10 protein-coding genes and 1 pseudogene are annotated in these 10,989 nt (G+C 64.2%); 2 read left to right on the top strand and 9 right to left on the bottom strand.

Features of this window, described 5'->3' with window-relative positions; translation table 11 throughout:
- The 8 genes from HP546_RS18485 to pedF form a co-directional block, all read right to left on the bottom strand.
- The coding region (locus HP546_RS18485) for an iron-containing alcohol dehydrogenase (RefSeq protein ID WP_172228136.1) at window positions 1-679 on the bottom strand (679 nt) is incomplete at its 3' end.
- Window positions 680-792: 113 nt separating this feature from the next.
- Window positions 793-864: a pyrroloquinoline quinone precursor peptide PqqA gene (gene pqqA, locus HP546_RS18490; RefSeq protein ID WP_003253598.1), complete on the bottom strand. Its 72-nt coding sequence runs from the start codon at window positions 862-864 to the stop codon at window positions 793-795.
- Window positions 865-1,065: 201 nt separating this feature from the next.
- Window positions 1,066-2,586, bottom strand: coding sequence for an aldehyde dehydrogenase family protein (locus HP546_RS18495; RefSeq protein ID WP_172228138.1), 1,521 nt, complete (start codon window positions 2,584-2,586; stop codon window positions 1,066-1,068).
- 126 nt (window positions 2,587-2,712) lie between these two features.
- Window positions 2,713-4,500 (bottom strand): PQQ-dependent alcohol dehydrogenase PedH, encoded by a 1,788-nt coding sequence (gene pedH, locus HP546_RS18500; protein WP_172228140.1) that lies wholly within the window; start codon window positions 4,498-4,500, stop codon window positions 2,713-2,715.
- A gap of 264 nt (window positions 4,501-4,764) precedes the next feature.
- Complete coding sequence (locus HP546_RS18505; RefSeq protein WP_172228142.1) at window positions 4,765-5,697, bottom strand: quinoprotein relay system zinc metallohydrolase 1; 933 nt, start codon at window positions 5,695-5,697, stop codon at window positions 4,765-4,767.
- A 40-nt stretch (window positions 5,698-5,737) separates the two neighbouring features.
- Window positions 5,738-6,499, bottom strand: a complete 762-nt coding sequence (locus HP546_RS18510; protein WP_172228144.1) for a quinoprotein dehydrogenase-associated SoxYZ-like carrier — start codon at window positions 6,497-6,499, stop codon at window positions 5,738-5,740.
- 147 nt (window positions 6,500-6,646) lie between these two features.
- On the bottom strand, window positions 6,647-7,522 hold the full coding sequence (locus HP546_RS18515) for an ABC transporter substrate-binding protein (protein WP_172228146.1): 876 nt from the start codon (window positions 7,520-7,522) through the stop codon (window positions 6,647-6,649).
- A gap of 5 nt (window positions 7,523-7,527) precedes the next feature.
- A complete protein-coding gene (gene pedF / locus HP546_RS18520) occupies window positions 7,528-7,989 on the bottom strand; it encodes a cytochrome c-550 PedF (RefSeq protein ID WP_172228148.1) in 462 nt (153 codons plus the stop codon).
- A 253-nt stretch (window positions 7,990-8,242) separates the two neighbouring features.
- On the opposite strand from pedF, the gene exaA reads away from it, so the two are divergent.
- Both exaA and HP546_RS18530 read left to right on the top strand, forming a co-directional pair.
- Complete coding sequence (gene exaA, locus HP546_RS18525) at window positions 8,243-10,138, top strand: quinoprotein ethanol dehydrogenase (protein ID WP_172228150.1); 1,896 nt, start codon at window positions 8,243-8,245, stop codon at window positions 10,136-10,138.
- Window positions 10,139-10,201: 63 nt separating this feature from the next.
- Entirely contained in the window at window positions 10,202-10,861 is a 660-nt protein-coding gene (locus HP546_RS18530) for a pentapeptide repeat-containing protein (RefSeq protein ID WP_172228152.1), read from the top strand.
- Window positions 10,862-10,921: 60 nt separating this feature from the next.
- On the opposite strand, the pseudogene HP546_RS18535 reads toward HP546_RS18530, so the two are convergent.
- Window positions 10,922-10,989 (bottom strand): annotated as a pseudogene (locus HP546_RS18535) (DNA-binding response regulator); the annotation flags it as partial.

Genomic DNA, 10,989 nt, shown 5'->3' on the forward strand with positions numbered 1-10,989 from the left:
TAAGCCGCATGGCTTCCAGCGCATGGGGGTCGGTCAGCGGGCCATGGCCGGTGGAAACGAAGGCCTCGATGGCATGCACCAGCGCATCGATGCCGGTGCAGGCCGACAGGAACGGGTCCATGCTGAGGGTGGTTTGCGGGTCGATCAGCGACACATCCGGCACCACCGCCTTGCTGACGATGGAGAACTTCATGCGTTCCTGCTGGTTGGAGATGATCACGAATTGCGACACGTCCGCCGAGGTGCCTGCAGTGGTCGGGATCAGGATCAGCGGCGGGCTGGGCACGCGGATCATGTCGACGCCTTCGAATTCGAGGATGCTGCGCCCGTGGGCGACCACGATTCCAATGGCTTTGCCGCAGTCCATCGGGCTGCCGCCGCCCACGGCAACGATCACATCGCAGTGGTTCTGCCGATAGATTTCGGCGCCGAGCATGACTTCTTCGACCCGTGGGTTGGGCGATACGGCGCTGTACAGGCAGTAGTCGATGCCCTGGGCCTGCAGGCTGGCTTCCACGTCGGCTACCCAGCCGGCGGCGATCACTCCGGGGTCGGTGACCACCAGTACCTTGCGCGCGCCGAAGGTCTTGGCGTAATTGGCGACGTTGTGCCGGCAGCCGGCACCAAAGATGATTTCAGGCGAAACGAACTTGCGAAGCGGGCTGAAGCTCTGGCTCATCGGAAAGCCTGTTTTTATTGTTCTGGAAGGTAACCGCCAGCGTAAAGCATCCCGCCGCGAAAGCAACCAGACCGCTGAAGATCCGGCCACCGCAGTGATGGCCGGACAGACCATCAACGATTGGCGAAATACATCGTAACTTCGAAGCCAATGCGCAGGTCGGTAAAGGCGGGTTTAGTCCACATGGGGCAGTCCTCTTCTTGTGCCGGGCGATTCCGGTAGTGGCATTAATGCATGGAGGGCGGCGGGGGCGAATGCTACTTTGGAACGAGTTTGCGGGGGGCGTTGGTATCAACATGACCGGCCTCTTCGCGGGTAAACCCGCTCCTCCAAGGGATACCCGTTCCCTGTAAGAGCGGGCTTACCCGCGAAGAAGGCGACGCGGTTTAGAAGAAGCCCAACGGATTGATGTCGTAGCTCACCAGCAGGTTCTTGGTCTGCTGGTAGTGATCGAGCATCATCTTGTGCGTCTCACGCCCCACGCCGGACTTCTTGTAGCCACCAAACGCGGCATGTGCCGGGTACAGGTGATAACAGTTGGTCCACACCCGCCCTGCCTGGATCGCCCGGCCCATACGGTAGGCGCGGTTGATGTCGCGGGTCCACAGGCCGGCGCCCAGGCCGAATTCGCTGTCGTTGGCGATGGCCAGTGCTTCGGCTTCGTCCTTGAAAGTGGTCACGCCCACCACCGGGCCGAAGATCTCTTCCTGGAACACCCGCATCTTGTTGTGGCCCTTGAGCAGGGTCGGCTGGATGTAGTAACCGCTGGCCAGGTCGCCTTGCAGGCGTTCGGCGGCGCCACCGGTGAGCAGCTGCGCGCCCTCCTCCCGGGCAATCTCCAGGTACGAAAGAATCTTGTCGTATTGCTGCTCCGACGCCTGTGCCCCGACCATGGTCTCGGTATCCAGCGGGTTGCCGCGGGTGATCCTGGTAATCTTCTTCATCACCTCGGCCATGAACGGCTCGTAGATCGACTCCTGGATCAGCGCCCGCGACGGGCAGGTGCATACCTCGCCCTGGTTGAAGAACGCCAGCACCAGCCCTTCGGCGGCCTTCTCGATGAACGCGGGTTCGGCCTGCATGATGTCTTCGAAAAAGATGTTCGGCGACTTGCCGCCCAGCTCCACGGTAGACGGGATGATGTTTTGCGCCGCGCATTTCATGATGTGCGAGCCCACCGGGGTGGAACCGGTGAAGGCGATCTTGGCGATGCGCTTGCTGGTGGCCAGGGCCTCGCCGGCTTCACGGCCAAAGCCCTGGACAATATTCAATACGCCCGCCGGCAGCAGGTCGGCGATCAGTTCGGCAAAGATCGTGATCGACAATGGCGTCTGTTCCGCCGGCTTGAGCACCACGCAGTTGCCGGCGGCCAGCGCCGGCGCGAGTTTCCAGGCGGCCATCAGCAGCGGGAAGTTCCACGGGATGATCTGCCCGACCACGCCCAGTGGTTCGTGGATGTGATAGGCCACGGTGCCTTCGTTGATCTCGGCGGCGCCGCCCTCCTGGGCACGAATGCAACCGGCAAAATAACGGAAGTGGTCCGCCGCCAGCGGCACGTCGGCATTCAGGGTTTCGCGCACCGCCTTGCCGTTGTCCCAGGTTTCGCTGACCGCCAGCACTTCCAGGTTCTGCTCGATCCGGTCGGCAATTTTCAGCAGCATCAGGGCACGGTCCTGCACCGAGGTCTTGCCCCAGGCAGCGGCGGCAGCGTGCGCGGCGTCCAGCGCCCGGTCGATGTCCTGGGCGGTGGAGCGCGGGAACTCGGCAATCGGCTGGCCATTGACCGGCGAGCTGTTGGTGAAGTACTGGCCAGCCACCGGCGCGACGAACTCGCCATTGATGAAATTGCCATAGCGTGGCTTGAAGGACACGACGGCGCCTGGGGTTCCGGGTTGTGCGTAGATCATGCTGAGCCTCTGCGGGTCGATGCCTGTCCGGCGACAGGCGATGCAGCGATAGTAGAAAGCCCCGCCTGCCAGACGAATGCATCGTTGGCAGCGGGGCTCTCGTCATTTGGTAGTAGGGTTCAGGCTTTACGGCGTGGTGCTTGCCGTTTGCTGCAGTTGCTTGGGCAGCTTGAAGGTCCAGAGCATGCCGCCCTGGTTGAAGTCCTTGACCCGTTTGGCCACTTCACCCCCCCACAGCGGCACCGCGCCGCCCCAGCCGGACACCACCGAGACATACTGCTCGCCGTCCATTTCCCAGGTCACCGGCGAGCCGAGCACGCCGGAGCCGGTCTGGAACTCCCAGACCTTCTCGCCGGTTTTGGCATTGAACGCCTGCAGGAAGCCTTCCGGCGTGCCGGTGAACACCAGGTTGCCCTTGGTGGTCAGCACCCCGCCCCACAGCGGCGCGTAGTTCTTGTGGCGCCACACTTCCTTGCCGCTGATCGGGTCGATGGCGCGCAGCACGCCGATATAGTCTTCGTTGAGCGGCTTGATGGTGAAGCCGGCGCCGAGGAACGCCGCACCCTTCTTGTAGGCGATGCCCTCGTTCCAGATGTCCATGCCCCACTCGTTGGACGGCACGTAGAACAGCCCGGTGTCCTTGTTGTAGGCCATCGGCATCCAGTTCTTGGCGCCGAGGAACGCCGGGGCGACGAACACCGAGCTGCCCTTGGCCTCGCTGCCGGGGGCGCCAGGGCGGCTGGCGTCGTTGTAGATCGGCCGGCCGTCCTTGTCCAGGCCGGTGGCCCAGGTGATCTTGTCGACAAAGGGGAAGCCGCGGATGAATTTGCCGTTGGTGCGGTCCAGCACGTAGAAGAAGCCGTTGCGGTCGGCCGTGGCGGCGGCCTTGACCTCTTTGCCGGCGTCCTTGTAATTGAACGAGATCAGCTCGTTGACGCCATCGAAGTCCCAGCCGTCATGCGGCGTGCTCTGGAAGTGCCACTTGATGGTGCCATCGTCCGGGTTCAGCGCCAGGCGCGACGAGGAATACAGGTTGTCGCCAGGGCGCAGGTGCGAATTCCACGGCGCCGGGTTGCCGGTGCCGAACAGGATCAGGTTGGTTTCCGGGTCGTAGTAGCCGCCCAGCCATGGCGCGGCGCCACCGGTCTTCCACAGGTCGCCGGGCCAGGTCTTGCCGGCCTCGCCCCCGGAGATACCGTTCTCGATCGCCTTGCCGTCCTTGTACACGTAGCCCATGTGCCCTTCGACCGTAGGGCGCATCCACAGCAGCTCGCCGTTTTCCGGGTTGTAGGCCTGGATCTTGCCCACCACGCCAAACTCGCCGCCAGCGACGCCGGTGATCAGCTTGCCGTTGACGATCATTGGCGCGGCGCTGATGGAATAGCCTTCCTTGTGGTCGGCGACTTTCTTGCTCCATACCACCTTGCCAGTGTCCTTGTTCAGCGCTACCAGCTTGGCGTCCAGGGTGCCGAAGAACACCAGGTCGCCGTACAGTGCCACGCCCCGGTTGATCACGTCGCAGCACGGGCGGATGTCATCGGGCAGGCGCGCATCGTACTGCCACAGCTTTTTGCCGGTACGGGCGTCCACGGCAAATACCCGCGAATAGGAGCCGGTCAGGTACATCACCCCGTCCTTGATCAGCGGCTGCGCCTGCTGGCCGCGCTGCTTCTCGCCGCCGAAGGAAAACGCCCAGACCGGCCGCAGCTCCTTGACGTTTGTGGCGTTGAGCAGGTCCAGCGGGCTGTAGCGCTGGCCCTGCACGCCCAGGCCGTTGGTCACGATCTGCTGCGGGTTCTCAGGGTCCTGGAGGATCTCTTCGTTGCTGACAGCGGCGTGGGCCGCGCCGGCAAGCAGCATGGCGCTGAGCACCAGGCTCACGGCGAACACAGGACGGCGTGGGGATCGGGTCATGACGGCTACCTTTGGTTTTTTGTTGTGTCCGGGAAAATTTCCCGGTGTGCCGAGAATTCTTGGTTGCGACCTGCTCACCGACAATTGCCCGCAGTGCGGAGTTTTCTAGTTCGTTGGTAGCAGCTACCCTGCGCGGTCCTCTGTAGGAGCGGCCTTGCGTCGCGATGCGGCGCGCAGCGGCCCCGGCAATCTTGCATGATGCGCAAATTTTGGGGCTGCTGCGCAGCCCATCGCGACGCAAGGCCCCTCCTACAGGGGACCGCGTCAGGGTTTGGTATCGACGCGCTGGAGTTGTTGGCGCTCGTAGCGGGGATAAAGGTGGCTGACACTGCGAATCAGCTCATAACGCGTAAGGCTGATGCCGGCAAAGCGCTCGGGGATGGGGCTGCGGATCACCTCGACCATGTCATCGCCACGCGCCGCGCCGTCGCGCATCAGCCCATCCAGCCAGCCCAGGTAATCACGCATCTGCACAAACGGCCGCGCATCGCTGGCCACCGGACCGTGCCCGGGCACAAGCTGCTTCCAGGGCAGGGCTTGCAAGGTGTCCAGGTCCTTCAGCCACACATCCAGCCCCGGGCTGTTAGGGGTGGTCAGCGCCCGTTCATAGAACACCAGGTCACCGGCGAACAGCACGCCAGTCTTCTCATCGAGAATTGCCAGGTCGGCACCGGTATGCCCACCCAGCGCCAGCAACCGCAGCCGATGCCCGCCCACTTCATGGACGCCAGGTTCCAGCACCCGGGTCGGCAGCATCACCTCGGTGCCCCGCATCCAGTCGCCCACCAGGCGGTACATGTTTTCGGCCATGACCTCGCCCTGCTGGCGCAACAGGTCGCCAGTGCCGGCCAGGGCGCCAATGGGTACATCGGCGAAGGCCTGGTTGCCCAGCACATGGTCGGGGTGATGATGGGTCAGCAACACTTCCAGCACCGGCTTGTCGGTGGTGGCAGCGATAGCCTGGCGCAAGGCTTCGCCATAGCGCTTCGACGGCCCGCTGTCGATCACCACCACACCGCTGTCGGTGACGATGAACGCGGTGTTGACGATATTGCCGCCATTGGCCTTGGCAAAGTTGTCGGTGCTGCCTTCCAGCAGCCAGGTGCCCTGGGCGATCTGCCGGGGTATGAGGCGGTAATCCAGGTCCGCATGGGCCGGCAGCCCCAGGCACAACAGCAACAGCAGGATCCAACGCATGACGGCGCCTCCGGGCAGGGGGTTAACTCAGGCAACGCGCTCAGGGCACCGCCGCTTCGAACTGGTTGCCGCTGTTGTCTTGCAATAACAGGCGGGTCGGCCCAGTGCCCTGGATATCGAAACCCAGGTTGGGGTTTTCGCTGACTGCCGGGTACAGTTCCAAGCTGGCCATGCGTTGGCCGTCCGCGTTTTGCAACTCGGCATGGTTGAGAAAGAATTCGGGAATACCGCTGACCAGGCCGTTGTCCATCGGGTGGGCCACCTGCAGGCGCAGGCGGCTGCTGTCGCCACGCGGGTAGCGCCCGCCCAGTACCTCGCCGAGGTGCTCCTCCCAGCCAGGCTGGGTGCGGACCACGCTGGGTGCGGTACAGCCACCGCCGGCGGCATCGATCAAGGTCGAGCCGACATGCCACAAGCCGTCACGTGTCAGCACCGCAGCGCGCAGCGGCGTGGCCTGTTCGATGCGGATGCGGATCGACAACCACGGCAGCACGCGCTCGCCGGGCTGGAAATCGACAATCCGCGGTAGCGGGTTGAGCTCGGCCCAGGCGAGGATGCGCACAACCTCGCCGGTAAACGCCCGGGCGTCGATTTCCAGCGGTACCTGGCGCGCGTCCTCGGCAAAGGGCGGCGCCAGCAGCTTGACCCGGTCATCGAAGACGAATGCCGCCTGGCCGAGCAGCTGCTTGTGGTAGAAGTCCCACATGACCGAGGGTACCGGGTCCGGCTTGGCACTCGGTTCGCCGGCCACGACTGCCCAAGGCATCCAGCAGGCCAGCAGTAACGTTACTCGCCAGTTCATCGGCCACTCCTTGATGAAACCGTTATCCATTGAGCCGGCATGGTTAATGTGGGAGCGGGCATGCCCGCGAATCAGGCAGCGCGGTGGATGGCACGGGCTGCGCCCGTGTTCGCGGGCGCGCCCGCTCCCACAAAGGTGCTGCAAGCACTATTGATACATTTCCGGAGTCTGGTAGCGCAGGCCGTAGTTGGCATAGATGGCTTTCATCCGCCCATCCCGGATCAGCGCCTCTAGCGCCTCCTCCACGGCATACGCCAGCTGCCGGTTGCTTTCATGCACCGCCATGCCAATTTCCCAGGCCTGCTTGCCAAGCTTCGGGTAGGCGTTTTCCGCCAGAACCAGTTGGGGGTCGGCCGCCTGGTGCAACTGCCAGTCCACCTCCCCGCGCATCGCCATCACCGCGTCTACCTGGCCGGCCTGCATCGCGGCAAACGCCTGCTGCACAGTGGGGTAATGATGCGTCCTGGCGCTGAGCATGCCGTCGAACACCGAGGTCAGGTAAAACGATGGCACGCTGTCCACTTCCACCCCGATGGGGTGCTGCTGGAATACCGCGACGCTGGCCACCGAGGCCAGCCGACGGCGGTCGTAGGCGACCTGCCAGCGTTCTTCCTGATAGGGGCCGAACATCACCACTTGGGCGTTTTCCAGTTCGCCCAGTTCGTTGCGCTTCTGCGCATAGGCATGGTCGTAGGGCACCCGCATCATCAGGTCGGCCAACTGCTGCTGGCGCAGCGGGCTGCCGCGCCAGATATAGTCGCGCAAATCGTCGTCGAGCTTTTCTCCGGGCGGTGCCCAGATCAACTGCAGGCGCACGCCCAGGGCCGTGGCCAGGGCCTGTGCCAACTCTACATCGACGCCGCGCGGCTGGCCGTGGTCGTCGAAACTGTAAGGGGCGAAATCCTTGTACACCGCCACTTTCAGCTCGCCGGCGGCGATGATCGCGTCGTAGTTGCGCACCTGCGCCTGGGCCGCCGCGCAACACAGCAGCAGGCCACCCAACAGCACTGCCAGCAGACGCATGGCCGTCACTCCTCGACGTGCACGCTGTCCAGGTAGGTGCGCACCGCCCACAGGGCCTCCTGGCTCAGATAGTCAGCCATCTTCGGCATGTACACCCGGCCGTCACGCACCGCGCCATGGCGTACCCGCTCGACGAACCACTCATCGCCGGCGTCGCCCACATCGAGCAGGCGCAAATCCGGGGCAATGCCGCCAGACTTGGCTTCCAGGCCATGGCAGGCCGCGCAGTTCTGGTTGTAGGCCGAGGCGCCGATTTCCACGGCCTTGTCGTGCTCGGGCGAGGCACGGTACGGGTTGACCGCCGCCCAGCCGTCGCCGTCCAGGCTCACCCCGGCGTCCTTGATCGGGGTCAGGCCGTTGGTCTCCACTGCCTGCGGCACCACGTTGCCATGGGCCCACGCGGTACCGCTCAGCACGGCGCCAAGCAGCAGCCCGGCAGCCAGCAAGACATTGCGTTCTGTTGTCATTGTTATGCCCTCACCATTGCACGCAAAGCCTCAACCACAGAGGCTGTGCCGCCATCTTAGAAACAGCCCGCAGGCAGCCGAATGCTGCTTTGGTGGCCGGGCCTTCCTCCCTTGGTAGTAGGGCTTGCGGCGAAGGGCCAATTGAGGTGGCGTTCGGGAACTCTTCCCGACAAGCGCGGGAAATTTTCCGTATCCGGCCACGGCCGCGCCGCCGCACCCTGTGCAGGCCAAAACTCCACAGGGAACTGCAACCATGACAATAACAACGCTACCCGCCCTTTCCCCTCTGGCCCTGAGCGTGCGGGCCCTGCTGCTGGCCGGTAGCCTGGCCCTGGGCAACCTCGCCGTGGCCGCCACTGCACCTGCCGCACCTGCCAGCAAGAACGTGACCTGGGAAGACATCGCCAATGATCACCTGACCACCCAGGACGTGCTGCAGTACGGCATGGGCACCAACGCCCAACGCTGGAGCCCGCTGGCCCAGGTCAACGACCGGAACGTATTCAAGCTGACCCCGGCCTGGTCCTATTCCTTCGGCGACGAAAAGCAGCGCGGCCAGGAATCGCAGGCCATTGTCAGCGACGGCGTGGTCTACGTCACCGGCTCGTACTCGCGGGTGTTCGCCCTCGATGCCAAAACCGGTAAACGCCTTTGGACCTACAATCACCGCCTGCCCGACAACATTCGCCCGTGCTGCGACGTGGTCAACCGTGGGGCCGCCATCTACGGCGACAAGATCTACTTCGGCACCCTCGACGCGCGGCTCATCGCCCTCGACAAACGTACCGGCAAGGTGGTGTGGAACAAGAAGTTCGGCGACCACAGCGCCGGCTACACCATGACCGGCGCCCCGGTGCTGATCAAGGACAAGACCAGCGGCAAAGTGCTGCTGATTCATGGCAGTTCCGGCGATGAATTCGGCGTGGTCGGCCAGCTGTTCGCCCGCGACCCGGACACCGGTGACGAGGTGTGGATGCGGCCCTTCGTCGAGGGCCACATGGGCCGCTTGAACGGCAAGGACAGCACCCCCACCGGCGACATCAAGGCGCCCTCCTGGCCGGACGACCCCACCACCGAAACCGGCAAGGTCGAAGCCTGGAGCCACGGCGGCGGTGCCCCTTGGCAGAGCGCCAGTTTCGACCCCGAGAGCAACACGATCATCGTCGGCGCCGGCAACCCCGGCCCCTGGAACACCTGGGCGCGCACCGCCAAGGACGGCAACCCGCACGACTTCGACAGCCTGTACACCTCCGGCCAGGTCGGGGTGGACCCAAGCACCGGTGAAGTGAAGTGGTTCTACCAGCACACGCCCAACGATGCCTGGGACTTCTCCGGCAACAACGAACTGGTGCTGTTCGACTACAAGGACAAGGACGGCAAGGTAGTCAAGGCCACCGGCCACGCCGACCGTAACGGGTTCTTCTACGTGGTGGACCGCAACAACGGCAAACTGCAGAACGCCTTCCCCTTCGTCGACAACATCACCTGGGCCAGCCATATCGACCTGAAGACCGGGCGCCCGGTGGAAAACCCCGGCCAGCGCCCGGCCAAACCGCTACCGGGTGAAACCAAGGGCAAGCCGGTGGAAGTGTCGCCACCGTTCCTGGGTGGCAAGAACTGGAACCCCATGGCCTACAGCCAGGACACCGGCCTGTTCTACATCCCCGGCAACCAGTGGAAAGAGGAATACTGGACTGAGGAAGTGAACTACAAGAAAGGCTCGGCCTACCTGGGCATGGGCTTTCGCATCAAGCGCATGTACGACGACCACGTCGGCACCCTGCGCGCCATGGACCCGAGCACCGGCAAGCTGGTATGGGAGCACAAGGAGCACCTGCCGCTGTGGGCCGGCGTGCTGGCGACCAAGGGCAACCTGGTGTTCACCGGCACCGGCGACGGCTTCTTCAAGGCCTTCGATGCCAAGACGGGCAAGGAGCTGTGGAAGTTCCAGACCGGCAGCGGCATCGTCTCGCCGCCGATCACCTGGGAGCAGGATGGCGAGCAGTACATCGGCGTCACCGTAGGCTATGGCGGCGCGGTGCCGTTGTGGGGCGGCGACATGGCCGAACTGACCAAACCGGTGGCCCAGGGTGGCTCGTTCTGGGTGTTCAAGATCCCGAGCTGGGATACCAAAACCGCACAACGTTGACCGCCTGCGGGGAGTGGCTGGCCGCTCCCCGCACCTGCCTTCATTCGCCAAGAGCCTTCTGCCATGAACTACCTGCCCTTTGCCCTGCTGCTGGTACTCGCCCCTGCCGTTGCCGTCACCAGTGACGACGCTGGCGATGACACCCCACTGACCATCAATGGCTGCGTCATCGCCGAAGCCAGCCAGTGCCCGGGCGCCAACCTGCGCGGCGCCAACCTGGCCAACCAGGACCTGCGCAAGATGAACCTGGCCGGTGCCGACCTGCGCGATGCCGACCTGCGCCACGCCAGGCTGGACCTGGCCAATCTGGAAAAGGCCCGCTTGCAGGGCGCCAACCTGACCCGTGCCAGCCTGCAGCAGAGCAACCTGCGCCTGGCCGACCTGAGCAATAGCAGGCTGGTGGCCATTCAGGGCTGGGGCTTGTTCGCCCAGGGTGCACAGTTTGCCAAGGCCGACCTCAGCGCTGCCTATCTGCAGTTTGCCAGGCTGTCAGGGGCAAAGATGCAGCAGGTCAACCTGCAGGCGGCGGACCTGGAAATGGCCTGGTTGAGCAAGGCTGACCTGCAAGGTGCCAACCTTGGGGATGCCAACCTGCAGGAGGCCAAGTTTGGCCAGAGCAACCTGGGGAATGCCGATTTGCGTGGGGCGCGGCAGCATTATGGGAATTTTCAGGAGGCCGATATGGAGGGGTGCAGGGGGTGTCCTGACAGTTGGGATGATTGAACGGGTGGTCGTCCTGGCATTTTCTGCGCCTGTGCGATCGAGCGCCGCGCGGGGCTCCATTCACCCCGCCACCCTCACCACCCCCAGATCAATGCCCAAATGCACCAGCTCGGCGTGCGACCCGACCT

Origin of the sequence: Pseudomonas sp. CM25 (assembly GCF_013179705.1) — a bacterium.
GTDB lineage: Bacteria > Pseudomonadota > Gammaproteobacteria > Pseudomonadales > Pseudomonadaceae > Aquipseudomonas.

What these genes read in the sequence shown, in the direction of transcription:
- HP546_RS18495 (WP_172228138.1), bottom strand. Translation starts at nt 2,586, where the DNA reads ATGATCTACGCACAACCCGGAACCCCAGGCGCCGTCGTGTCCTTCAAG.
- pedH (WP_172228140.1), bottom strand. Translation starts at nt 4,500, where the DNA reads ATGACCCGATCCCCACGCCGTCCTGTGTTCGCCGTGAGCCTGGTGCTC.
- HP546_RS18505 (WP_172228142.1), bottom strand. Translation starts at nt 5,697, where the DNA reads ATGCGTTGGATCCTGCTGTTGCTGTTGTGCCTGGGGCTGCCGGCCCAT.
- HP546_RS18510 (WP_172228144.1), bottom strand. Translation starts at nt 6,499, where the DNA reads ATGAACTGGCGAGTAACGTTACTGCTGGCCTGCTGGATGCCTTGGGCA.
- HP546_RS18515 (WP_172228146.1), bottom strand. Translation starts at nt 7,522, where the DNA reads ATGCGTCTGCTGGCAGTGCTGTTGGGTGGCCTGCTGCTGTGTTGCGCG.
- pedF (WP_172228148.1), bottom strand. Translation starts at nt 7,989, where the DNA reads ATGACAACAGAACGCAATGTCTTGCTGGCTGCCGGGCTGCTGCTTGGC.
- exaA (WP_172228150.1), top strand. Translation starts at nt 8,243, where the DNA reads ATGACAATAACAACGCTACCCGCCCTTTCCCCTCTGGCCCTGAGCGTG.
- HP546_RS18530 (WP_172228152.1), top strand. Translation starts at nt 10,202, where the DNA reads ATGAACTACCTGCCCTTTGCCCTGCTGCTGGTACTCGCCCCTGCCGTT.